The organism is Limnoraphis robusta BA-68 BA1 (genome assembly GCF_034932365.1).
Lineage (GTDB): Bacteria > Cyanobacteriota > Cyanobacteriia > Cyanobacteriales > Microcoleaceae > Capilliphycus > Capilliphycus robustus.
Genome location: NZ_JAYGHR010000006.1, coordinates 30,763 through 55,677, shown reverse-complemented (window position 1 = coordinate 55,677; position 24,915 = coordinate 30,763). Strand labels below are relative to the sequence as shown.

At 42.6% G+C, this 24,915-nt stretch carries 18 protein-coding genes; 5 read left to right on the top strand and 13 right to left on the bottom strand.

Annotation, left to right across the window (positions count from 1 at the left end; all coding sequences use genetic code 11):
• Positions 1–450 precede the first annotated feature (450 nt).
• A complete protein-coding gene (locus VB836_RS04730) occupies positions 451–1,194 on the bottom strand; it encodes a PspA/IM30 family protein (protein WP_323218309.1) in 744 nt (247 codons plus the stop codon).
• A 327-nt stretch (positions 1,195–1,521) separates the two neighbouring features.
• Between VB836_RS04730 and VB836_RS04725 the strand changes: the two genes are divergently transcribed.
• Positions 1,522–2,724 (top strand): Coenzyme F420 hydrogenase/dehydrogenase, beta subunit C-terminal domain, encoded by a 1,203-nt coding sequence (locus VB836_RS04725; protein WP_323218238.1) that lies wholly within the window; start codon positions 1,522–1,524, stop codon positions 2,722–2,724.
• A gap of 176 nt (positions 2,725–2,900) precedes the next feature.
• On the opposite strand, the gene VB836_RS04720 is transcribed toward VB836_RS04725, so the two are convergent.
• From VB836_RS04720 to VB836_RS04690, 7 genes are all read right to left on the bottom strand, one after another.
• On the bottom strand, positions 2,901–3,110 hold the full coding sequence (locus tag VB836_RS04720; protein ID WP_323218237.1) for a hypothetical protein: 210 nt from the start codon (positions 3,108–3,110) through the stop codon (positions 2,901–2,903).
• 482 nt (positions 3,111–3,592) lie between these two features.
• Entirely contained in the window at positions 3,593–5,383 is a 1,791-nt protein-coding gene (gene typA / locus VB836_RS04715; RefSeq protein WP_046282203.1) for a translational GTPase TypA, read from the bottom strand.
• A 289-nt stretch (positions 5,384–5,672) separates the two neighbouring features.
• Entirely contained in the window at positions 5,673–6,764 is a 1,092-nt protein-coding gene (locus tag VB836_RS04710; protein WP_323218236.1) for an O-fucosyltransferase family protein, read from the bottom strand.
• A gap of 63 nt (positions 6,765–6,827) precedes the next feature.
• Positions 6,828–7,358 carry a Ycf51 family protein gene (locus VB836_RS04705; RefSeq protein WP_046282205.1) on the bottom strand — a complete coding sequence of 177 codons (531 nt, stop codon included), beginning with the start codon at positions 7,356–7,358 and terminating at the stop codon, positions 6,828–6,830.
• 79 nt (positions 7,359–7,437) lie between these two features.
• Positions 7,438–8,508, bottom strand: a complete 1,071-nt coding sequence (locus tag VB836_RS04700; protein ID WP_046282206.1) for an adenylate/guanylate cyclase domain-containing protein — start codon at positions 8,506–8,508, stop codon at positions 7,438–7,440.
• Positions 8,509–8,740: 232 nt separating this feature from the next.
• Positions 8,741–9,118, bottom strand: coding sequence for a response regulator (locus tag VB836_RS04695; protein ID WP_046282207.1), 378 nt, complete (start codon positions 9,116–9,118; stop codon positions 8,741–8,743).
• On the bottom strand, positions 9,111–12,839 hold the full coding sequence (locus tag VB836_RS04690) for a response regulator (protein WP_323218234.1): 3,729 nt from the start codon (positions 12,837–12,839) through the stop codon (positions 9,111–9,113). Before VB836_RS04690 ends, VB836_RS04695 begins: the two co-directional genes overlap by 8 nt.
• A 286-nt stretch (positions 12,840–13,125) precedes the next feature.
• On the opposite strand from VB836_RS04690, the gene VB836_RS04685 reads away from it, so the two are divergent.
• A complete protein-coding gene (locus VB836_RS04685) occupies positions 13,126–14,229 on the top strand; it encodes an RRXRR domain-containing protein (RefSeq protein ID WP_323218233.1) in 1,104 nt (367 codons plus the stop codon).
• 60 nt (positions 14,230–14,289) lie between these two features.
• Here VB836_RS04685 and VB836_RS04680 read toward each other — a convergent pair whose 3' ends face one another.
• A complete protein-coding gene (locus tag VB836_RS04680) occupies positions 14,290–15,540 on the bottom strand; it encodes an FIST signal transduction protein (protein WP_323218232.1) in 1,251 nt (416 codons plus the stop codon).
• Positions 15,541–15,582: 42 nt separating this feature from the next.
• Entirely contained in the window at positions 15,583–16,704 is a 1,122-nt protein-coding gene (locus VB836_RS04675) for an AI-2E family transporter (RefSeq protein ID WP_323218231.1), read from the bottom strand.
• 560 nt (positions 16,705–17,264) lie between these two features.
• Here VB836_RS04675 and VB836_RS04670 point away from each other — a divergent pair.
• From VB836_RS04670 to dtd, 3 genes are all read left to right on the top strand, one after another.
• Positions 17,265–19,619 (top strand): glycosyltransferase family 4 protein, encoded by a 2,355-nt coding sequence (locus VB836_RS04670; protein WP_323218230.1) that lies wholly within the window; start codon positions 17,265–17,267, stop codon positions 19,617–19,619.
• Between the two features lie 295 nt (positions 19,620–19,914).
• Positions 19,915–21,003 carry a CobW family GTP-binding protein gene (locus tag VB836_RS04665; protein WP_323218229.1) on the top strand — a complete coding sequence of 363 codons (1,089 nt, stop codon included), beginning with the start codon at positions 19,915–19,917 and terminating at the stop codon, positions 21,001–21,003.
• A gap of 120 nt (positions 21,004–21,123) precedes the next feature.
• Positions 21,124–21,576, top strand: coding sequence for a D-aminoacyl-tRNA deacylase (gene dtd / locus VB836_RS04660; RefSeq protein WP_323218307.1), 453 nt, complete (start codon positions 21,124–21,126; stop codon positions 21,574–21,576).
• A gap of 423 nt (positions 21,577–21,999) precedes the next feature.
• Here the strand turns inward: dtd and VB836_RS04655 are convergent, their stop codons facing one another.
• The 3 genes from VB836_RS04655 to VB836_RS04645 form a co-directional block, all read right to left on the bottom strand.
• The gene (locus VB836_RS04655; RefSeq protein ID WP_323218228.1) at positions 22,000–22,782 is read right to left on the bottom strand and encodes a lipoate--protein ligase family protein; all 783 of its coding nucleotides are present in this window, start codon (positions 22,780–22,782) and stop codon (positions 22,000–22,002) included.
• A 47-nt stretch (positions 22,783–22,829) separates the two neighbouring features.
• Positions 22,830–23,297: a YbjN domain-containing protein gene (locus VB836_RS04650; protein ID WP_323218226.1), complete on the bottom strand. Its 468-nt coding sequence runs from the start codon at positions 23,295–23,297 to the stop codon at positions 22,830–22,832.
• A 122-nt stretch (positions 23,298–23,419) separates the two neighbouring features.
• Positions 23,420–24,490, bottom strand: a complete 1,071-nt coding sequence (locus VB836_RS04645; RefSeq protein WP_323218224.1) for a class I SAM-dependent methyltransferase — start codon at positions 24,488–24,490, stop codon at positions 23,420–23,422.
• Positions 24,491–24,915: the final 425 nt, after the last annotated feature.

Genomic DNA, 24,915 nt, shown 5'->3' with positions numbered 1-24,915 from the left:
CTTCTGCGTAAATTTACTTAGACAAACATTCTGATTTTCTTTGATGCGTTTATCGAACTATTTTATAATACGAATTTAACTCCCTTGAGGTCCAACCTTAAAAAATGTGACAAATAGCAAACCTAGTGACTAAATAAACCCGCCCACCCCCACAATAACATTGAAAAACCGGGTTTGTAGGGGCGGGTTCAGAACAGTTATCAGTTATCAGTTATGCAGTGACCAGTGAAAACAGTTTACAGTTCTTGAAGATATTCGTGATCAAGATTCTCTGTTCACTGTCTACTGTTCACTGTCTACTGTTCACTGTAAAACCCGCCCACCCCCACAACAATTTTAAAAAATTGGGCGGGTTTAATAGTATTAATTGTGAGAAACATCAATTAACGCGGAACCCGCCCCTACAATAAGGTTGATATGTTTTTTAGATTGATAAGAATGTTGATAGTTTTACAGATTGTCTAGTTGTTCTCGCAGTTTTTCTAACTCACTATCAACTTCTGTTTTTTGGGCGGGAGTTTGAGGCGCAGTCGTCGTTTCTTCACCTACGGGGAGTTGACCTTGAGTTTTAGCAGAGCCAAGCATTTGCGTTTTCAAAGCTTCTAAATCATCATAATCACTTCCGTCTTCAAGTTGAGCAAAAAAACATTCTTCTAAACTTGTACCTTTTTGTATACTCGTATTATTAGCTTTTTCTGATACATTTTCTTTCAACTGAGTTTTGAGACTTTCTAGAGTTATGAGATGTTGTTTTAGTTGTAAAATCATTGAATCCTGTTCACTCAACTGTTTTTGAAGATACTCTTTACTTTTAATAGCGTGATTCATTGCTAAACGTGTTTCTTGAATTGCCTTTTCTAAAAGCTTTGTACTATCTTCTTTTTCTTCAATCTTGGGTTGTACAGGTTGATATTTTTTAATTTCAGGCTCATATATTTTACCCTCACACTGACTTAAATTGCGTTTAAGTCTCTCAACCTGAATCCTATGATTATCAAGAATAACTTTTGTTTTTTTTGCTTGCTCCTCATAGTATTGCTTTCGCAGCAATGCTTCTCGTGCTAGGTTTTCATCTCCCTTTTGCAATGCTAATTGAACGCGAGAATACCACTTATCTACTTCAGATTTATATTGCTCGTATTGTTGCTGAGTTTGCTGTTGAGCCAAAACCGCTTGTTTTACGGCTACACGCATTTGTATTAAAGGATCATATAGTGAGGACATAATTTTACATTTCCTTTGCTTATTTAATCCAAAGCTTGAATAACACTTTAAATTCAATCTACCAAAGTTGGAAGTTTACCGCATCAGCGTTTTTACGGAACTTTAGAATATAATTTTACCTCTCTTGTCCGTAAATACACTTAGACCAATATTCCGATTTAATTTGATGCGTTTATCGAACTATTTTATAACACGAATTCAACCCTGTTGATGTTCAACCTTAAAAAATATGACAAAAGGGAAACTCGGTGACAAAATGTGATAAACCTAAAACTTGGTATAATAAACAAAGTTTCAATGACCGCAATACAGGAAACACCCAAACATCAGAAAGCCAAAGCGTTGAAACCGGGGAGTCGCCGTCCCGCTAAAGAACTGTGTAGCGAGTGTGGACTGTGTGACACCTATTACGTTCATTACGTTAGAGAAGCCTGCGCTTTCATCAACCAACAAATTACCCAACTGGAAACCCAAACTCACGGGCGAAGTCGCAATTTAGAAAACGAGGATGATCTCTATTTTGGGGTTCATCAAACGATGATGGCGGCGCGAAAAAAACAACCCATCGAAGGCGCCCAATGGACGGGAATTGTTAGCAGTATCGCTTGTGAAATGTTAACTCAGGGAATTGTTGAAGGCGTGGTTTGTGTTCAAAATACCAAAGAAGATCGCTTTCAACCCATGCCTGTAATTGCGAGAACGCCTGAAGAAATTCTAGCAGCAAGAGTTAACAAACCCACCCTTTCACCCAATCTTTCCGTTCTCGAAGAAATCGAAAAATCGGGAATGAAGCGGTTATTAGTGATTGGAGTTGGTTGTCAAATTCAAGCGTTACGGGCAGTTGAGAAACAATTAGGATTAGAAAAACTCTATGTGTTGGGAACGCCTTGTGTTGATAATGTGACTCGCGCAGGTTTACAAAAGTTTCTCGAAACCACCAGTAAATCTCCTGAAACTGTCGTGCATTATGAATTTATGCAAGACTTTCGGGTTCACTTCAAACACTCAGATGGATCGATAGAAAAAGTGCCGTTTTTTGGGTTAAATACTAAAGAACTCAAAGATATTTTCGCCCCCTCTTGTTTGAGTTGTTTTGATTATGTCAACTCCTTAGCCGATTTAGTGGTAGGATATATGGGAGCGCCCTTTGGTTGGCAATGGATTGTGGTTCGTAATGAAACGGGCAAAGAGATGTTAGACTTGGTATCAGGTCAACTCGACACCCAACCTGTTCATTCTGAAGGCAAGCGTCAACAAGCAGTCCAACAAAGTATTCCCGCTTACGACAAAGGCGTAACGTTACCGATGTGGGCAGCGAAACTGATGGGGGTGGTGATTGAAAAAATAGGCCCCAAAGGGTTAGAATATGCTCGATTTTCCATCGATTCTCATTTTACGCGCAATTATCTCTATGTGAAGCGCAACCATCCTGAAAAGCTAGATGCCCACGTTCCTGAGTTTGCGAAAAAAATTGTTGAGCAGTATGAGCTACCGAAGTGATAGAATAGAAGCCTAAGCTTCAAGATTTGAAATCAAGTTAATCTTTCTGTTAACCGTCAGGCGGGGGAGAGAACTAAAGCAGTTTGCTAGGCTGCGCTAGATTTTGCAGTCTTCCCCGTCATCGAATTCACCCGATACAAACCTGCATCGACTTTTTTTGAGGTTTGTATTGATCGTTACCACTGAAATCGTTCAATTAGCTTATAACTAAGCACAGGAACGAGCAGGATGAGTAAAACTAACCAGGGCGCAGAGGCAATGCTTAGAAATACAAGCAATAAAGCAATTCCTCGAGCCATGATCTTGGCAATCTCATCAGTGGTTATCACACTAATACTAACTGCCAACATAGACATTGACAGATAGACTAAATCAGGTACTAGCATTTAGGGCTACCCCCTCTCAAAGGTTAAAATCGAGCGCGTCCCTAGCTTGTGACCAGATTAACGCATACGGGATAAATCCCGGTTTTGGTCTTCCTCGATCGCTGTGCCTCTACGTTTGAGTTCAGTGATTGGGGGAGATTGATTTGAGTTTTCTTGTTATCAGATCATAGCACCTTTTAACAAGATGTATAAGATCCTATTCCTGAAGCTTTTGTCAAGAAAAGCTAACTTGTTTGCAGGAAAAACCAATCGTATCACAGGGGATGGCGCGTCTCAACCCGAGAGTTGGCAACTAATCAATGATCCCTTTTAAGTTTTTCTCAAAAAGAGGCATGATTTTCTAAATCCTTAGAAATTGAGAGGGAACGCTGCAACTCTTTCTATTCTAAAACTCTTAATCTTTGACGAAAACTAATTTCAAAAAAAGTAGCAAGCACGACATTTTACCGTTTTGGAAAGATGTCGTGCTGTTTAGGAAATTTTTAACGTCTGACTAACTTTTTACTGACTTTCCGTAGACGAATCGACTCGGGTGTGACTTCCACCAGTTCATCCGGGCCAATATATTCTAAAGCCCGTTCTAAACTCATGTCTACAGGTGTTTGCAATTGTACCAGTTCATCACCCGTTGCGGAACGATGGTTCGTCAACTGTTTCGCCTTGCAGATATTCAAGTCTAAATCTTGAGGACGGTTGTGTTCCCCAACGATCATCCCTTTATAAACCTTCGTTCCCGGTGTAATAAAGAATGAACCCCGATCTTCGGCGTTTTTCATTGCGTAGAAGGTACTCACCCCTTCTTCAAAGGCAATTAACACCCCATTACGGCGAGTTTCAATCTCTCCACAGAGAAGCCGATATTCTAGGAAACTATGGTTCATAATTCCCTCTCCGCGAGTAATTCGCATGAAATCACCCCGGAAACCAATCAACCCCCGCGCAGGGACAACAAACTCTAACTGGGCGCGTCCATTACCACCAACCCGCATATCCTGCATATCGGCCCGTCGCTGGCCCAAGCGTTCCATGCAACTCCCCACAGCCTCTTCAGGAACATCTAACACCAGATATTCAAACGGTTCGTAGGGTTGACCACTGATTTCACGGTAAATCACCTGCGGCTGAGACACTTGGAATTCGTAGCCTTCCCGCCGCATATTTTCAATTAAAATACCCAGGTGAAGTTCACCTCGTCCCGACACCATAAACTGATCCGGGGAGTCTGTTTCTTCGACTCGCAGGGCGACGTTGGTTTCCAACTCCCGCATCAAGCGATCGCGCAACTGACGCGAAGTGACGTAAGATCCTTCTTGACCTGCAAACGGTGAGTCATTCACCGAGAACATCATCTGTAATGTCGGTTCATCGACCTTAATTAAAGGCAGGGCTTGAGGTTCGTTCGGACAGGTAATGGTTTCGCCAATATTCGCATCAGCAAACCCTGCAACTGCAACCAGATTTCCGGCGGTGGCTTCTTCAAGATCAATACGACTTAAGCCTTCAAAGCCCATTAACTTGGTAATTTTGCTTTTGAAAATTGTTCCATCTTCTCTGACTAAAGCCGCTTGTTGTCCAGCTTTGATGGTGCCATTGTGAATTTTGCCAATCACAATTCGCCCCACATATTCAGAATAATCTAGGGTTGTCACTTGTAATTGCAGGGGTTTGGTCGAATCACCGACAGGGGGCGGAACGTGTTCGAGGATATCTTCAAACAAGGGCTGCATATCGACGCCTTGTTCCTCTAAGCCTCGTTTGGCGTAGCCTTCTAAGCCCGATGCAAACAAATAGGGAAATTCACATTGATCATCATCGGCACCGAGTTCGAGGAACAGATCCAAGACTTTATCAACGGCGCCGTAAGGTTCAGCCCGAGGACGGTCAATTTTATTGATAACAACAATCGGACGCAAGCCTTTTTCCAGGGCTTTTTTCAACACAAAGCGGGTTTGAGGCATCGGGCCTTCATTCGCATCCACAATCAGGATACACCCGTCTACCATGCCTAAAACTCGTTCAACTTCACCGCCAAAGTCCGCGTGACCGGGAGTATCAACAATATTAATTAGGGTTTCTTTGTATCGAACGGCTGTATTTTTCGATAAAATAGTAATTCCGCGTTCTCGTTCAATATCGTTAGAGTCCATCACGCAGTCCGGAACATCTTCCCCTTCACGGAAAATACCGGACTGTTTTAACAAGGCATCTACTAAGGTGGTTTTGCCGTGATCGACGTGGGCAATAATAGCAACGTTGCGAATGGGGAGAGACATAGGTTAGTGCCTAGTAGCAGAAGTTATAAGGTTATTGGCATTTGTTGACGTATCTTAATAATTGTAACGCATTGGCGATCGCTACAAAGACTGCAAACCGGAAATTATCTGTTTTTTGACAACCCGTAGGGGCTGCTTGAAACCTTTTTGAGTTCTTCGTCCAAATCTTGCTCTACCTGCGCCATCAAATGCGATCATCTCTAAGTGAGAAGGCTTAAACAATGTTACGGGTGAAAATTCAAGCCTAACTCAGAACCCAGTCATACAATTTTATCAATTTTTTATGAATTTAAATGCTGACAACCACAGATTCCGGCCATTCTCGATACCAAGATTTGCCTTCGGGGGAAACGGGGAATTGAATACGGTTCCAACTAAATAAGCCTGTGTTTTTTTCGGGATAAAATCCATCTTGAAAATCTACATCTTGACCGTCAAAACCACTATCTATATATTGAAAAGACAGTTGAGAAATATCAGGATTAATGTTGAGTCGATTTCTCAGCCAATTGCGATGAATGATTCCCGTATATGTGCTACGAAGTGTTCCGGCGAATTGAGCCGCTTTTGCCATGACTAAGTTACAAATCAGTCCTAAAGTTTGTTCGTCGGTAAAGGGTAAATCTTTGAAATCATAGACGAATTCATTGATGATAAATTCATCAATAAAGAGATGGTTTTTATAATAATTCATAATCTCCGTAAAAAAATGTTTGTTATCGGATTCATCGGTACAAATAACTAATAATTCATTTCGAGGAAAATTGGCTTTAATATTGCTGAGTATCTTTTGAGAATAACATTGATCAATACCGGGAATATGTTTTCGATAATCAGTGAGTCTCACATGAATCCCATTAAACCGACCCAGTTTATGGCTAATTTTATCGGCTAAATTACGATAGATCACATGAGGACGGATAGATTCCATCAAAGTATAAAGCGAAGGATGAGGCAAATAAAAAAAGCGAGAATAAAATCCAAAATTACATTGACTTAAATGCCAGATATCCTGCTGAACATCTCTTAAAATTAATCGATTTTCAGCAAATTCTTCGATAACATCAGGAATAACAACTGCATGATTGGGAACAAAAACAGCATTCACTAACCGCAGATCACAGTTAGACAAACTCAAAGTATTTAAGTGATTTTCCGCTAAAAACTCTGAATAAGTGATCCACTCAATCGGTATCGGATCTAAGAGATCAAGAATTGTTGGAATTCGTTGGTTATTAATGATAGCTTTGCGATGCTCTGGAACTCGATTATATAATCCTCCAGCCACAGGCTTTAATTGTTTTTGTTCTCCGGCCGAACCGTAATAAACAAGCCGCCGTTTCGTCAGATATGCTAATCCGACGGCTAATTCCAAAGACATTAAATCATTGTTCAATCCGGATTCATAATTTTTGTACAAAAGATATCGCATTAAAATTACGAATTAAGCCGGGGAATTCTCAACCACTTCTTGCAGATGAGCAAACCGTTCTTGATCAATATCCACCTCTAAATCTTGACCGTTTCCTTGAACATTAGAACGTCGTACCTCACCCAAATACACAGGTTCAGAAACCCCCGGTTCAGGATGAATTAAAGTCCGCGCCCGAATAGTTAAACGTTCATCCGGCTGTCCCGTGCGTCCCGGAGAAAACAAATCCGCCGCCGCTTGCTGTAATGTTGCTTCTAACTCCGTCGGCGTAATCTCCGGCGCAACCACAATCACAATTTGGCGATCGCCATCATCATAAACCCGAGAATAGCGAACCGCACCCGGAACCGCAACCCGGTTAAACAGTCCCAAACCGAGGCCAAAGACACCCAGGGTTAAAACGCCCATAAAAGCCGTTATCCCCACCAACCGGAAGCGAATCCCCCATTTAAAGATCAATGCCAGTACAGTCAAAAAAGCGCAAAACAAGGTAAAAATACCAATCCATTTAGAATAATTGAGAAGTTCGCCCGTAGATAACATCAGTTTTTGTTTGAATAGGTCTAGTTAACTCAACAAAAGCATAGCAGTCTTTACAGTTTACAGTGACCAGTGACCTCCCCTATTCCCTGTCTTTTCGACCCGTCAGAAAATAGGTAAGCATTTCTCCCTTGCCCTTAACCGTGATTGTACCCCGTTCTTCCAAGAGATATTTTTCCTTCAAGCGTTCATAAGTCGTGGCGGTGACTTGAATTTTCCCAGAAATTCCATGAGACTCCATGCGGTTCGCCGTGTTCACCGTATCCCCCCACAAATCATAGGTAAACTTTTTCATGCCAATTACACCCGCTTCCACTGGCCCTGTATTAATCCCGATCCGCATTTGCAGAGGTTCCCCTTCTTTGAGACTAAACTGACCAATAATCTGCTGCATATCTAGAGCCATTTCGGCGATCGCCTCAACATGATCCGCTTGAGGAGTCGGGAGTCCGCCAACCACCATATAAGCATCACCGAGAGTTTTGATTTTTTCAAGATGGTACTTATCAGCCAACTCATCAAACCGAGAAAAAATGCGATTGAGAATTTCCACCAGTTCCGCCGGAGACAGATCAGCCGACAGCTTCGTAAAATTGGCAATATCACCAAACAAAACCGTCACATCATCAAAACTATCAGCGATGGTGCTTTCTCCGCGTTTAAGGCGTTCTGCAATGGCTTTAGGGAGAATATTCAGAAGAAGCTGCTCAGACTTTTCTTGTTCAGCCGCCAATTTTTTGAGATAGGCCCGTTCTTGATCCCGAAGTCGCTTTTTCTCCAAACAGGCATTAATGCGAGCGCGTAATAACACCGGGTTAAAGGGTTTGGAGAGATAATCTTCAGCCCCGAGTTCAATACAACGGACTACACTCTCAATATCGTTAACCGCCGAAATCATAATCACCGGAATGTAGCGCAAACTCTGATCAGCTTTCAGGGCTTCTAGGACTTGATAGCCGTTCATCTGAGGCATCATAATATCCAGCAACACCAAATCAAGCGGTTGAGAACGCATCATCTCCAACGCCTCAAAGCCGTTAGTCGCCAGTATAACTCGGCAGCCTTCTCGTTTGATCCGTCGGGCTAGTAAGTCGCGATTAACCTCGTTATCATCAACGATGAGAACAAGAGATGATTCTGGGTAAGCGTTCATCTGCCTTTCTAATAAATGTCCTTCTCAAGCCTTTGGATTCAAGCCCAACTCCAGAAACTTAAGATAGGATGGTCGCAATTGCACCGCCTTTGACTTGCTACAAAAGATCTTTCAAGCAAGGCTGGATGGAACTTCAGCAGTCAATAGAGTCATCACTCTCTCCTGCGTTCTTTCCTGTGCCTAAATTGAATATTCAACCTAAGCTTGATCAATCACGAATAGAATAGCTTACTCACGGAGTTGCTGTTTTTTTTAAGAGTGTTTCGATTTTCTCTAAAAGTCGGGTAAATTCTATGGGCTTTGTGTCGTAATCATCACATCCGGCTGCAATAGACTTTTCGCGATCGCCAGCCATCGCGTGAGCCGTCAGTGCTATCACGGGTATAGTGTTTGTTTTAGGATAGTTTTTAATCTCGCGTGTCGCACTCCATCCATCCATGACGGGTAAACTCATATCCATGAGAATAATATCAGGCTGATGGGAGCGACTCAGTTCTACTCCCTCAGCCCCATCAACCGCGATCAAAACTTCATATCCCTTGCGACTGAGACGGCGTTCTAGCATATCTCGGTTCATTTCGTTATCTTCAACCAACAAAATCTTAGCCATGATCTGATTTGAGCGTTGACAGTTCAGTATTCCGACTCGGGGAAACTAAAGATGATGTTCTCAGACTAGCATTGACTAGCCCCCGAATATCACGCAACAGATCCTCACAGTTATAACTTCCTTTTTGCAGGATTTGTTCCACACAACCTTGCAGTTGCGAACTTTCTCGGGAGGTTAAGTCCATTGCTGTTGTTACTATAATTGGAATCCTAGCCCAGTCAGGCGTGTTTCGCAAAAGATCAATCAGCTCGAAACCACTGATTTGAGGCAAAACCAAATCCAGTAAAATTAAACTCGGTGTATTTTGGCTCAGTTGTTTCAAAGCCGTCGAACCATCTTCGGCTTCCCAAACCCGCCAACCATCTCGTTCTAAGAGTTCTCGCAACATCTGACGGGCGCTAAGATCATCCTCAACAATCAAAATGTGATTGATGGGATTAGAATCATCATCGTGATGTTGATGTTGATATTTGCTGACGAGGTTCGCTAGACGTTTTCCATCAACGGGTTTAATCAGATAGTCGGACGCCCCCAAAGCAAAACCTCGGGTTTTATTGCTCACGAAGGATAACACAATTACCGGAATATCGGCTAACTCGGGATCAGCTTTCAGTGCCGATAATACCGTCCAACCATCCATACTCGGCATCATAATATCCAGGGTAATGGCATCAGGATGAAGTTCTTTGGCTTTGCGGAGTCCTTCTTGTCCTGAAGATGCGGTTTCGATTTTTATCCCTTCTGCGGTTAGCGATCGCACAATCAGATCCTGTGCTATCAAGTCATCATCAATCACTAAAATCGTATGATCAAGATTGGCAGTTGCAGTCACAGGGGTAATGGAATGTTGAGTGATCAACGATGAAATTGGAGGTTTCCAGTTGTCTTCCTCCTCTATCAGTTCCCCAGTTTGATTTTTAACCTCTGTGGGTAGAATCACCGTAAAGGTGGAACCGCGATCAAGCTGACTTTCTACTGTAATCGATCCGCCCATCATTTGACAAAAACGTTGGCTAATTGTTAAACCTAATCCCGTCCCCCCATAGCGGCGTGTTGTAGACGCATCGCCCTGAGTAAATGGTTGAAATAAAATATCCAATTGTTCAGGACTCATCCCAATTCCTGTATCACTGACTTGAAACTGAATAAAAGAAGTTGCTGAATTTTCCGACTCCCCATATTCTACTAGGTTTTGAGGTTCTGGTAATAGCGAAGAGACTTTTAATTTAATCTGACCTGCGGTTGTAAATTTAGCCGCATTACTCAGTAAGTTTAATAAAATCTGTTGAACTTTGGTGACATCGGCAATCATCATCTCAATCTCGCTATCGCATTCCACTTCTAAGGTGTTACCATTGCGATCAACGAGAGGTTGAGCGGTGGAAATCACACTTTCGATCAGGTCGGAAATATTCAAGGCTTCTAGATACAAATCCATCCGACCTGCTTCTATTTTTGAGATGTCGAGAATATCATTAATCAGGGTGAGCAGATTTCGTCCGGCGTTGCAAATCCGTTCTAAATCAGGAACCAGATCCCCATATCCTGAATCTTCTGCTTCTTCTGCTAAAATTTCTCCATAGCCGATAATCGCATTTAGGGGAGTCCGTAGTTCATGGCTCATATTGGCGAGGAAGGTACTTTTAGCCCGACTGGCGGCGACTGCGGCTTCTTTGGCTTGTTTGAGGGCAACGGAGGCTTCTTTGCTTTCAGTAATGTCTTCAACTGTGCCTTCGTAGCAAACAATTCGGCCTGTTGCATCGCGGACGGCTCGAGCATTTTCTGATATCCAGATTATACTACCATCTTGGCGATAAACTTGCGATTCAAATCCCGAAACAAGGGGGTTGGCTTGCATGGCGGCGATGAATTCAGCCCGTCGATTGGGTTTAACATAGAGTTGTTGGTTGATATCGGTGATCCCTTCAATCAACGCGGACGGCGAAGCATAACCTAATATTCGGGCTAAAGCGGGGTTTGCACTGAGATAACGACCTTGGGGAGTGGTTTGACAAATGCCTTCTGCTGCGTTTTCAAAGATACTGCGATATTTGGCTTCTGTTTGTCGAAGAACGGCTTCGGTTCGTTTGCGTTGAATGGCGTTAGAAAACATTTCGGCCACCATTTTTAATAAAGCGACGCTATCAGATGACCAGGTAAAAGCGGAATTTACGGCATCAAAGCGGAGAAATCCCACGACGGATTTACTACAAACTAAAGGAATAATGCTCAGGTATTGTAAGTTGTCAAGAGATTTTTTTTGAGGCTCAAATAAACTCTCTTTTGAGTGGAATTGCTGCAAATATTGTAAATCTGATCGAGCTTCTTCGGACAAATCATCAGCCAATAAATGAATACTTTTTAGCTGATTGAGTTGCTGCATAATCCAGGGTATTTCTGAAGGATTGAGCTTTTCATTTGAGTTGGGTTTGAGTCGATCTTCGAGAATGTTAATTAATTTATTGTTTTTAGGTAATGCTGCTGTGGATTCCTCCTGTAAATCAGTTTTATTGGCATCTTTTTTCCACTCATAAAACGATTTTATCAGAGATTCATCATCAGGAAATAGATAGATATATCCGCGATCAACACCAATAAATTGACTAATTTTTTGGAGAGCTTGTTCAATACCATAATCGATTTCTTCGGTGCTTAAACTAATAAAATAAGTGGATAAGTTGGTAATAAGTTGTTCAAATTCAACACGATGCTTAAGCGATTTTTCAACTCGTTTTCGTTCGGTAATATCGCGGAAACTCCAAACTCTCCCGACAATTTTTTCACCCACTTTTGACGGATGAGAATACACTTCAAAAATCCGACTATCTTTAAACTCTACAATGTCATAGGTTGGAGTTTTCGGATCGGCGGACAGTTGCATAACGGTATTCAAAAACCGAGGCGGATATTTAAGCTGTCTCAGGACAAAAGTCAGAGCAGATTGAGGGTTAGGTGAGTATAACATCGCTTCGGGAATTTGCCACATTTCCACAAATTTTTGATTAAAATTGCAGACTTTTCCATAACGATCTAAGGCAACAATTCCCGCATCAGTCGCATTAAACGTTGCTTGTAATAAAGACAGCGATCGCTCGGCTTCGAGTTGAGCGCGTTTGCGATCCGTAATATCGAGAAAAATCAGCACCGCACCGATCAGGGTTTCGTGATCCAGAATCGGATTAAGAACATAAGAAACTGCTAAAATTTGATGATTGCGGCAGAGAAATTGATCGTCACTCGACTTTAAAATTTGCGGAACACAAGTGGCAGAAGACGAACAATCTAAGCCGTCTTGAAAAGTAGAAGGAAAATCAACCGAAGAGAGTTTTGAATCGGGTGCAATATGCTGTAATAAAGGTTGGCCTAAAAGTTCGGTCTGTTTCCATCCGAGTAACCGTTCAGCTTCAGGGTTCATTGAGAGGAGACAACCTTTGGGATCAAGAATACACAATCCTGCCCCCAAAGAGCTAATCACCGCTTGCAGTCGATCTCGTTCTGTTGCCAGACGAGTTTCGGTTTCCTGTCGTTGATGCTCGTACAGTTGTAACATTTCCCGAGACGAGAGTGTGAGCGATCGCTCTACGAGATATCGCTCTTGATCGGCTTCGGTGTAGCTACGACTGATACGATCAAGGAATTCCTGCCATGCGACAGCATTGCTTGGAGGCGTGTTTTCGCTAAGAGCAAGCCGTTTGAGTTGACGCTTGAGCAAAGGATGCATAATTGCTGGTAGTGATTCGCTAAAATCCTAGTCTAATCTAGACTGAAAATCAGAGGTCAGCTTCTCCCGTTAAATCGAAGATTATAACGGGAGCTTGCGGAGAAACACTGGACTCCAAGCAGTAAGCAAGCTGAATAGCCCACTGAGTTCTTTGACGTTACACACTTCCTTGTACCACACCAGCAAGGACTCCCTGTTTGACCCAACCAGTTGTTGGGAATCGCGGCAAAGAATGGGCGAGGTGTAGTTGGAAATCCAACAAGTACAGTTAACTGGATTATCTCCAATGTTTAACAAGCGTCTACCCGTTCTCAATCCCGATGGCTCACCAGCGATGCCTACCAAAGCATCTAGGGCAAGGCGTTGGGTTAGAGATGGCAAGGCAAAAGTAGTACAGAACGACTTACAGGTATTCTGCGTTCAGTTACTAGAAGAACCGACAGGGAGAGAAACCCAAGATATTAGTCTTGGTATTGACCCAGGTTCGTGTTTCACAGGTGTGGCCGTTCAGTCCAAACGAGACACATTGATTGGATTAAACTTGAACTTACCCAAAAAGCAGGTTCAAAAACGTCTAGAGGAAAGGAGAGTTTTACGAAGAACTCGACGTGGGCGACGGATTAAAAGAAGCCTGCTATTCAAAAAACGCAACCACAGACAAAAGCGGTTTGATAATCGACGGGCTACTAAATTACCTCCCAGTATTCAAGCTAACAAGCAACTGGAACTGAGAGTTGTAGATGAATTGCGGCGATTATATCCCATTGCCCACGCATACATAGAACGGCTTAACAAGTCTGACAGTCAGGGCTTTACAGTCGCAGCACAAGGTCAAACATTCCTAATTAAAGAACTAGGAAAATATTTTCCAGTTGCGTTAGTGAAGGGATGGGAGACATCAGGGACAAGGGAGTGGCTTAAACTTGCCAAGTCAAAAAACAAAGCCGAACAGACCCCCAATGCTCATGTATCGGATGCCATAGCTCTAGCATCTAGACACTTCATCCGATACGCACCTAATACGACTGGTTTTCAGACCGGATACCAATGGAAAGGGGTAATTCAGGTGACGCCTTTTACCTTTGGTATCGTAGAACGTCTTCCTTCAAGACCCCGTAAAATGCACGACTTAACCGTTCAAAAAGGTGGAGTTCGTGATACTTATGGTGGGTTTGATGGAACGCATTCTTTCAAAAACGGAGACTACGTTGAATACAAAACTAGGCGTTCTACCCTCAAGGGTTATATCAGTGCCAACGATTTGTATCAGTTTTTTCCGAAGAAAAAGAGACTAAAGCAAGGAGTAAACGACAAAAATACTTGTTTACTTCGCTATTCAAGTCACCTAGTTGTAAACCTACATAAAGGACTGGCATTCCTCTCTCGTTAAATCGAAGATTATAACGGGAGTCTCCTGCCAGAGAAAAGATGAATTGCCCCTACAAGACTGTTAACGGATAACGAGTGAAGGACTATCTCGATTTTCTCGAATAATAGTCAAAGTCATTGTTTGATTATGCAGTTGACAGATGGTTTCCACTCCGTAGGGAGCAAATTCGCCATAGGAATAAAAGCCAATTTGTTGAGTGTGGGCGGGTAACTCTTCTAGTGTAACTTCTAGTTCTTCTTCTGTTCGTTCGCCTAAAACCAGTCTACGCCCTGAACCACTAATGGCGATCGCCAGTGAGGGTTCGTTGTGATCAGCGTAGAAGTCTTTAAACCCTTGTTCGTCATTCCTGGGTGTAAATTGACGTTGAATGTTGTGACGACTCACTAAAGCCGCAGCTAAGGCACCATTAACAAGTCTTTCATAGTTTCCGCGCATTAGTTGGGTGAGAGCGCCTTGGGGAATATTACCGCTAAAGCACATGGACTGGGTATGCTCATCGAGGCTGACAAGGGTTCGTACAGTGGCTTTACGGGTGGATGGGGTATGAACAGCCAGGGGAAAAAATAAGGCGGTGGTGGGTAAGTCTCGGGCTTGTTCACCGAGATAGTCTTTGTACAATTGCAGAGCGGGTTTACCATCGAGTTCGTAGAGAATATTGTGTTTAGAGCGAGTTACCCGGCGTTCTGGCCCGAAAATTGTCCATCCACTTTGACAACCAAAGCCAATTTGGATTTGTTTACCATAAAACCCAACGCCTGCTACTGCACCACTACGGGGAATCCCTTCAGCTAGCACCCAGGTTTGTTTAAACTGATGGTTATCTCCGGCTAACCCTCCGGTAATGGTCAGCTTTCGAGAGGGTTTAGAACGAGGGTTAATAATGGAATTCAAGCCGCGTATCAGTTCGCTACCATTAACTTGGAGTCCATCTCCTAAGATAAACAAGCCTTGTAAGTCGGGGTGATTGAGTTGTTTGCCGAGGGTTCGACCTGCATTATAGGACTGATTGCTGATATTATTGCTTGGATTGAGTAGATAACTGGCGCTTTTGAGTTGAGTGTGTTCAAACTGCACGATACCAACGGAGAGGCTTCCATCTAACAAACAGGTGTCAAAAATTTCTCCTGCGGTTGAACAGCCAATAAAATGAGAATGAGGATAGGTTTTTGTGAGTTGGTCAATGGGATGAGAATTGTTGATAAACTCAGAAGCACCAAATAGAAAAACTAAGCTGTGTTCAGAGTCGAGTGAGGGAAGTTTTTTGACTGACCATCCGTTTTGGGGATGCCAGAAAAAGGTTTCCAATTTCATGGGTTTTAATATTATCGTTCTCAGGCACAAGTTCGAGGTTCATTATCTCTGTGTTTCTGCTGTCAGAGTTAAGGCTTGGGCTTTTTTGAGCTTTTCTTGTTCTTCTTTGGGCTTAAGATAGAGGTTCTCGACTAAGGCGGCGACACCTGCAAACCAAGGCGGAACAATTAAAGCCCCCAAAATTCCTAACACTTGTACACCCCCTAAGACAGACAAAAGTTGGAACAGGGGATGAACTCCGACAGAGGTTCCGACTAATAAGGGATCAAGAACGTAGGTTTCGACGTTTTGAACGATCACATATAACAGCAGCACCCAGAAAAACAGAAATCCTCCTTGGGCTAAAGCAACGATCAAGGCGGGAATGGCGCCGAGAATTGGCCCGAGAAAGGGGATGAGGTTAGTCACGCCTGCGATCGCACCTAAACCGAGTGCAAATTCTCCCAGTCCTAAAAATCCTAACCCCATTGTCGTGGCAATGCCTAAAATAGCCGAGACGAGTAGACGTCCGCGAATATATCCCCCCATGCGACGGCTGACTTGTCCGACTTGGCTGTTGAGTCGTTCGTTCCAGGGGTAGGGAAACAGTTGCACGAGGCTTTTGATTAAGGTGTTACTATCGGCAACCATGTAGCCGGAGACAAATAGGGCGATGATCAGGCTGAAAACGCCGCCCACGATACCGCGTGTGATACTGTAGGATCGCAAAAGCAGTTGTTGACTCGAACGAATTGCCCAGTTGGTTAGAGATTGGGTATCGAGTAGTTCTTCGATCAGGGTGGGGGTGTCTTCGCCTAGCCGACTCGTTAAACCACTGGCAATATCAACGATACGTTCGGAAAATAGGGGAAGCTGACCTACTAATAAGCTGATTTGGTCAATGACTCGGGGGCCGACAATTAAACCAAATCCGGTTAATCCCGCAATTAGGGTTAAATACACTAAAATAACGGCTAACCAACGGGGGAGTTTTTTGGCTTCTGCCCAATCTACAATGGGTACAATTGAAGCGGCCAGAACGACTGAGATCATTAACAGCACAATTAAACTTTGAAGCTGCCACAGCAATACTAAAATGAGGACGGCTAATAAAACTACCACCAGATTCGACAGCGATAGGGTAATGCGGCGCTCTGAAATTAATGGACGTTCATCATCGATCATGGCTCGAGTCTCAAGGATTGAAGGGGTTTTTCGGGGGACAGCTTAAAGCTTCGTTGGCGATTTTTTAAGGATTGCGACTGGGAATAAGCCGGATAAACTTGAGTACATTTTGGGTGGTTTTGACGGGGTTAACTTGAATTATTAATGATCGTCTATCTGGTTTTATTTTAGCCTATTTCTGCTGATTATTAAATGATCTATTGATTTTTTTTTGAGGTTTATAATTAATATCATGTCCGGATAATTAGTGATCAAAAACTTTCTCATAATCCTCCTCTTTCTTCTTGATTTCCTCCTGACTCCTGTCTCCTGACTCCTGACTCCTCTGTCGTTTATTTATAACTGTTCAACCGGACATGAGATAAAATGTTTCAACTCAATTCTTTTATTTTAGCGAGAACAGACTATCTTTTCAAGGTGAAACTGAATCTTCATCTCTATTCTCTCACGGCTTCCTGGTCTTGTTTGTTGAACAATCCTAGAGTAAAATGATGTAACCAGGATTGCCATTTGTGCAAATTTAAGCCGAATCTAGTTGAGAACTTTTGATCACTTTACCGATGCAAATTCATATTGAAGGCTGGCGTTTCCTTCCTCATTCTATTGCGATCGCGAATCAATTTCAATTACTGGAAATCCTGAACCGACAGGAACTTCAGCTATCTTATCAAGATTTACCTTACTTGAACCCGAATTGGCAGGCTGTTGAGAATTTATGGGACTCGCCCTATCAACGACATCTCGATCAACTCAGCAACGCGGTTTTTCCCTCTCCAGATGTTCTGTTGAGAATGGCTGAACCGTTGAATTTAAAACCGTCTAACGCTTCACATACTCTTGTTTTTGCAATGGCGGAATGGGGAACGGTGTTCGATGAAAGTTTGACTCTAACCTCTTTGAAAAGTCCGATTTCTCTCGACTCAAATATAACGATAGTCACGCCTTCAAAATGGTCAAAAGAAGGATTGATTCGTTATGGTTTTGATCAAGGTAAAATAGCAATTGTTCCCTGGGGAGTTGATTCTAAACTTTATAAACCTTTAACTCCTCCCGAACGAAAAACCCTTCGTCAACAATTGGGCTGGGATGATTATTTTGTTTTTTTAAATGTCAGCCACCAAGAAGATCGAAATGGAATTCGTCCCCTTCTTAAAGCGTTTGTTTCCCTTGTTGAATGTTATCCCAATGCACGACTGGTTTTAAAAGGATGTGATGCTTTATATCCGTCTAAACAATCTCTTTTAACGGCAAGTCGGAGTATTTTGAGTGAGGCAGAAGTCGCTAAGATTAAACCGAATATTGCCTATATTGGTGAGACTTTTTCGTTTCAACAAATGGCACAACTCTATCAAGCGGCTGATGTTTATGTATGTCCTTATGTGGCTTCAGGATTTCATTTATCGGCTTTAGAAGCGATGGCTGTAGGTTTACCCATTATTTGTACGAAAGGTGGCGCGACGGATGATTTTGTTCACTCTGATTTTAGCTTGAAAATCGAGAGTAAATTTAGAACTCGTATCATCAACCAACGCATTCATTTCTTTCTACATCCCGACTGGGAACATTTGCTTGAGTTGATGAAAACGGTGATCGAAAAACCGCAAATTCGTCAGCAAGCGAGAGAAATTTTACCTGAATGGGTTGAAGAAAATTATACCTGGAAACACAGGGTTAATCAACTGTTAGAAGTTGCAAAAAACCCAACCGTTGTTCATGCCGTTCCTCGAGACTCCATTCCTCAACTCTCAACACAAACCCAGTCGTTATTGATTGAAGGTTGGCGTTTTATTCCTCATTCCTATGCTTTAATTAATAGCTATCAATTATTAGAACTCAATAAACGACAAAATATTGAACTTTTCCATCAAGATATGCCCTATGTGAGTGAGAGTTGGAAAGCCGTTGAAGGATTATTAGCACCCGAAGCTGAACAGACTTTAAAAACAATTCCTCGAGGGATAGAAAACCAAGCCGCAGATGTCACCTTCCGAGTGTATTGTCCGTTTAATTTAAGCAATTCTAGAAGTCCAAAAACCTTTGTATTTGGATGTACAGAATGGGGAATTGTTCCGCAATCCATTTTAAGAGGAATGAAAGTTTCTTGCTTCCGAAAAGCCCATCAAAACTCTGATACGGTTATTATTACCTCTTCTCATTGGTCAAAACAAGGATTTCTGAATAGTGGTGCTGTTTCTGAACGAGTTGTTGTTGTTCCTTTGGGGATTGAACCTAATATTTATTATCCATTAAAACCTGAAAAACGTCAAGCTTTACGCCAAAGGTTTGGATGGAATAACGCTTTTGTCTTCCTGAATATTGGCGTGATGTGGAATGAACGTCAAGGAATTGATCGGTTATTAAAAGCCTTTGCGATTTTAACTGAAAAATATTCAGAGATTCGTTTAGTGCTTAAGGGAAGAGATGCCATTTTTCCTTCTAAAGAATCCATTAAACAAGCCAGTAAAAATGTTTTAACCGAAGCAGAAATTGAGCGAATTAAATCGAGAATGTATTATATTGGTGAGAGTTTATCCGCTTTAGAAATGGCGGAACTTTATCAAGCGGCTGATGCTTATGTTTCGCCCTATTCTGCGGAAGGGTTTAATCTTCCCGTATTAGAAGCAATGGCTTGTGGTTTACCTGTTATTTGTACAGATGGAGGATCTACCGATGATTTTGTTCAGCCAGAATTTGCTTGGAAAATAGAGAGTAAATTTAAAATGATGACCGAAAAAAATGGAGATATTAAACTCTTCCTAGAACCTAATACCCAACATTTACTGAATTTGATGGAGGCGATGATTGAAAATTCCACCTTCCGCACTCAAGCTTATCATACCGGGCCGCAATTTGTAGCGAATCAGTTTACTTGGAAACAAGTTGTTGATCAACTCGTTAATATTTTGTTTCAATAATTGTCTAAGGACAATAAAAAACCCAGTGCGCGTGAAAGTTACCGGGTTTTTGAGAAAAGTTGATCGACAAAGACATTAAAATTCCCTCTTTGTGTCTGGTGTGTCGAGGGTGTTTTTTTCTTCTTTCCCTGATGGATGTGCTAACCTTATGAGCGAGGCCAACGCTACTCCGTTGATATCCAGTCAGCAGAGGAGATCAGACGGAAAACTTAAAGAATCAATTCGATCTCCCCACTTTCAGCAAAACAATACGATAAACTAAAGAATACAATATTTTCGTTCAGGTCAGTTTGCTATGACTTCAATCGCTGCTTCCAACGCTGAATCAATGATGAATGATCCCAAACGGGGTTTACCTGTTACGATTATTACAGGTTTTTTGGGGAGTGGGAAAACGACTTTACTCAATCACATTCTCTCAAATCAAGAAGGGGTAAAAACCGCCGTATTAGTCAATGAGTTTGGAGAGATCGGAATTGATAATGAACTCATCGTTACCACCGACGAAGACAATACAATGGTTGAGTTAAGCAATGGCTGTGTTTGCTGTACAATTAATGAAGATTTGGTGAACGCAGTTTACAAGGTTCTAGAACGTCCAGAAAAAGTGGATTATATGGTGGTAGAAACCACTGGACTTGCTGATCCGCTTCCGGTGGCGTTAACGTTTTTGGGAACGGAATTGCGAGATATGACTCGCCTTGATTCTATTGTGACATTGGTAGACTGTGCAAACTACAGTTTAGATCTATTTAATAGTCAAGCTGCTCACAGTCAAATTGCCTACGGTGATATTATTATTCTGAATAAGACTGACTTGGTTGATGAGGCGGATGTTGATAGTTTAGAAGTCAAAATTCGAGATATCAAACGAGATGCACGAATTCTGCGAAGCCGTAAATCTCAAGTTCCTTTACCCTTAATTTTGAGTGTGGGTTTGTTTGAGTCGGATCACTATTTTGAACCTGAACATCACGATCACGAACATCATGATCACGAACATCATCACCATGATCATGATCACGAACATCACGAACATCACCACCATTCCGATCACTTAGAAAATGATGGCTTTACTTCTATTTCCTTTCAAAGTGATCGTCCGTTGTCTCTGCGAAAATTCCAATATTTCCTCGATAACCAACTTCCCAGTAATGTATTTCGAGCGAAAGGAATTATGTGGTTTGATGAAAGTCCAAAACGTCATATTTTCCATTTGAGTGGAAAGCGTTTTTCAATTGATGATTCTGAGTGGAAAGGCGAGAAGAAAAATCAATTGGTATTAATTGGTCAAAATCTTGATCACGAAACGTTGCGATCGCAACTTGAAAAGTGTTTAACGTTCCCAGTTGAAAAACGTGGAAAAGGGTTTGGAAATTCTTAGTTTCTCAATTATTGTTCGATGTATAGTAGGGTGCATCAAACTATCAATCTCCTGATTTCGGGAAAAAATTAGTCAAATTTGATGCGCCCTACTGATCTAAGTCTAATTCGGGTTAACAAAATGCGAGTCATTATCCAACGAGTTACCGCTTCTCAAGTCGAAGTCAATGGTCAAATTGTCGGTCAAATTGGTCAAGGATTAAATTTACTGGTTGCGATCGCCCAAACCGATACCGAAGCGGAACTTGACTGGATGACTCGCAAATGTTTAGAATTACGGTTATTTCCTGATCCTGATCGCGATACTGGACGCTGGGAAAAATCCGTTCAAGAGATAGAAGGTGAACTTTTAGTGATTAGTCAGTTTACTCTTTATGGAGATTGTCGCAAAGGTCGTCGTCCATCTTTTGACTGTTCAGCCGCCCCAGAAGCCGCGAAAAAACTTTATGAAAAATTTGTTGAAAAGCTGCGTTTAAGTGGCTTAAAGGTCGAAACAGGGGTGTTTGGTGCAATGATGCAAGTCTCTATCCAAAACGACGGGCCTGTAACGTTACTATTAGAACGGGAAGCATAACTGATCACAGGAAATATCCGTCTCTATCCCATGAATGAGTCCAGTTTTATCCCTCCAGACTGATGGAATGATACCGCTTTGACTGATACCTTAGTAAATGTGAATGACAACTGTACCGGATGAGGGTTTTGCCGTTGTGACTCATTGCTTTTCACCGAAGGAGAGCGAATTGACAGGTGAAAAGACGGTACAACAAATAACCATTAGCCAATACGTTGAGAAGTTTTTATCGCTTCCTTCTCTTTATCACCCCAAGGCGAGGCGCAATCCTCGATCAGATCGGTCTGAGGTGGTGAACGTAATTAGCTATCCCCTATGATTGCTGAGTCTATGCCCTAATTCCTGTTAGGGTGTAGGCAATCTTTCCCTATTTAAGATAACAGAAAATCCTGCTTCTTGCAAGAATTGATATTGATGATTTGTTTAGGGACACAGGTGCAAGGTTTTGGCATAGACTTTAATCGCTTGCCATTCGTCATCTGAAAGCGGTTCAGTCTTGAACTCGATTTGAAAACAGTGACAAGCAGCTTGAATTAAAGCCTCAATAATCCTATTCTCAATTGAGGAGAGTTGAGAATCTGCTGAACTTGACCCCAAATTAAACCGTTGAACAATAGAAGGTAAACACTCAACGCCAAAAACCTGTTGATGCAGTTCAGCATCGGGTTCCAAACGCATAGAACCCTGTTGTAAAATAGCACCATTGCGTCGCAGTTGAGCGCTACCAATTAATTTATAACCATCCGATAAGATTAAATCTGCACCCGTAGCGGTGGCGAAACAATTGGGATTATGAATGTAGCCCCGTCCTGCTGAACCGTAATCAAGTTCAAAACCCAATGTTCGCCAACCTGCGATTAAAAATTGACAGAGGCTTTGATAAGCTTCTAGGCGGCGTTGAGAGAGTCCCGACGTCACAACCCCATAGGTTAAATCCCCTTGATGTAAAACAGCCCGCCCCCCCGTTGGACGGCGCACCAATTCTACAGGTTTTCCTCGCCACGTTAAATTTTGCCAGGTTGGCGGCCAATGGCGTTGATGATAACCCAGTGAAATCGCCACAGGTTCCCAGGTGTAAAACCGCAGGGTGGGCGGATGTTTCCCCTGACTGTGTTGAGTGAGTAACCAAGCATCAATCGCCATTTGAAGGTTTCCAGAAGCCTTCAACAACGGGATGAAACGCCAAACCGAACGGTTGTTGGACATAGAAACAGAATCAGGGAAACAGGGAAAATCGGATCAATCGTTAGATTTTATTGTCCGAATTCTGCTTGTAAGTGATCATCGTTATCATCGGCAATTGTAGCGACAACGGTAATAATCCGAGAAATTTCAGCCGGGGTAATTCCGGCGAGAGTTCGGTTAGAAAGAACCACAATTTGGCTATTTGTAATCGCAAAATGAGATTCATAAGTAGACAACCAATTCATCTCCAACAACGCCCGCATTAATGTTGCTTCATTTTTAGCGGGAAGTGTCAGTACAGGGGACCAAACCGTTAGGCTGTCTTCTTCTGTGTCTCCCGTTAACTGGACAAAGACTTCTGCACTCCCATACTGAAACTTCCACAGATGACCCGCGTCGCTTTGACCGACTAGAACTTTCTGGTCTTTGGCCAAACCTGCGATCACGGTTTCAATTTCTTCTGTGTAGGTAATTGTTTTGTCTTGAGTGAAATCCTCAGAGACAGATTCAAGACTCTCTGGTGTGGTGCTACTCATCCGTCATTTCCTCTGATTTTAATAGCAGGTCTGCACCCATATTATCTTGTCTGTTGCCTCCTCTGGGTAGAGAGATTCCCCCAAAATATCTTTTAGAGGAACATCTCTACAGTCAGCCGAGGTTAAGCTTCAACAGGTTTGTGAGCAATCCAGTATTTGCTGACAAAATGATTTTCAGTGGTAATCTTCTCGAAGCCTGCTTTTTCTAAACGTTCAATCAGATTATCCGTTGTGTAGTGACGGTAGTAGGGTTCATGGAACATCACGGGGAAATTCTCCATCATGGTTTTCATTTCGGGAAAATCGCTCGCTTGCATGGAGTCACAAATCACGAACACCCCGCCCGGTTGAATCACTCGGAAACATTCATCAATCACCCTTTGACGGGCTTCTGGGGGCAGTTCGTGGAACAAAAACACCGAGGTTATCCCGTGAAAGTAATTATCCAAATAGGGCAGTTCCTCGCCATTTCCCTGAACCAGTTGGGGTAATTCTCCGGGAATTTCAGATAACAGTTGGTTGGCTTTGCGTAAATAGGTGGGTGAAAGGTCTATCCCGTATAAAGAAGCTTTGGGAAGGCTAGCCCGAATAGATTTGAGCGTTCGACCTGTCCCACAAGCGACATCCAAAACCCGAATTTGTTTAGGGAGAACCGCGTTAAACGTGGTTTCTAGGCTTTGTTTGAGAGGTGTTAATACCCGACGCCGCATTGCATCAGTCGAACCACTAAACAGAATGTCTACCTGTACATCGTAAAGGTTGGCAGACATCTCGCTGAGATAACCATCGGTTTGATGATGGAAATTTTGCAGATAATATTTGGGGTAGCCTTCCGTATCGATATCCGGTGCAAATTCCTGATAGCGTTTTTGGTTAGCCCGTTGTTGAATCGTCAACAAGTCAAACCAAACGGTTGGGTAGTAGCTAAAAAAGTCTTCCCATTGGTTCTCAAACAGGAGAGATTCAGGATAAACTCCCCGTTGAGCATCCTGCCAGTCTGTTTCGATGATTTTATCCAGCCAGCCTTGAAGGGTGATCAGTGTTTCTGGACTGAGGGATTGGGGTTTGCGTTCGGGTGTGGGAGGAAGAACCCAGTTTAACAGTTGGGTGCTAAGGGTTTTGTGAGCTAAACCAAAGTAACTTTTCCCTTTCTGAAAAGCCTGGTAGGTGAGTTTTGTTAACGGATCAGTCATGGACAATCTGTGAATTAATGAAATGAATTGCAAGATCACATTGTTAATTATTGTGAACTTTCCCTCAAAATAGCAACGCTCTTAGGGATGGATTTTCCGTAATCAGTGACCAGTCATCAGTGACCAGTTACCAGTGACCAGTGACCAGTGACCAGTGACCAGTTACCAGTGACCAGTTAACAGTGACCAGTGACCAGTGACCAGTGACCAGTTACCAGTGACCAGTGAAGACAGTTATCAGTGACCAGTGACCAGTGACCAGTTAACAGTGACCAGTTAACAGTGACCAGTGACCAGTGACCAGTTTCTCCCCTGCTTCCCCCGCTCCCCCCGCTTTTCCCGCCTCTTGCAAGATTGCCTCTTGCCTCTTGCAAGATTGCCTTTTGCCTCTTGCAAGATTGCCTTTTGCCTCTTGCCTGTTGCCT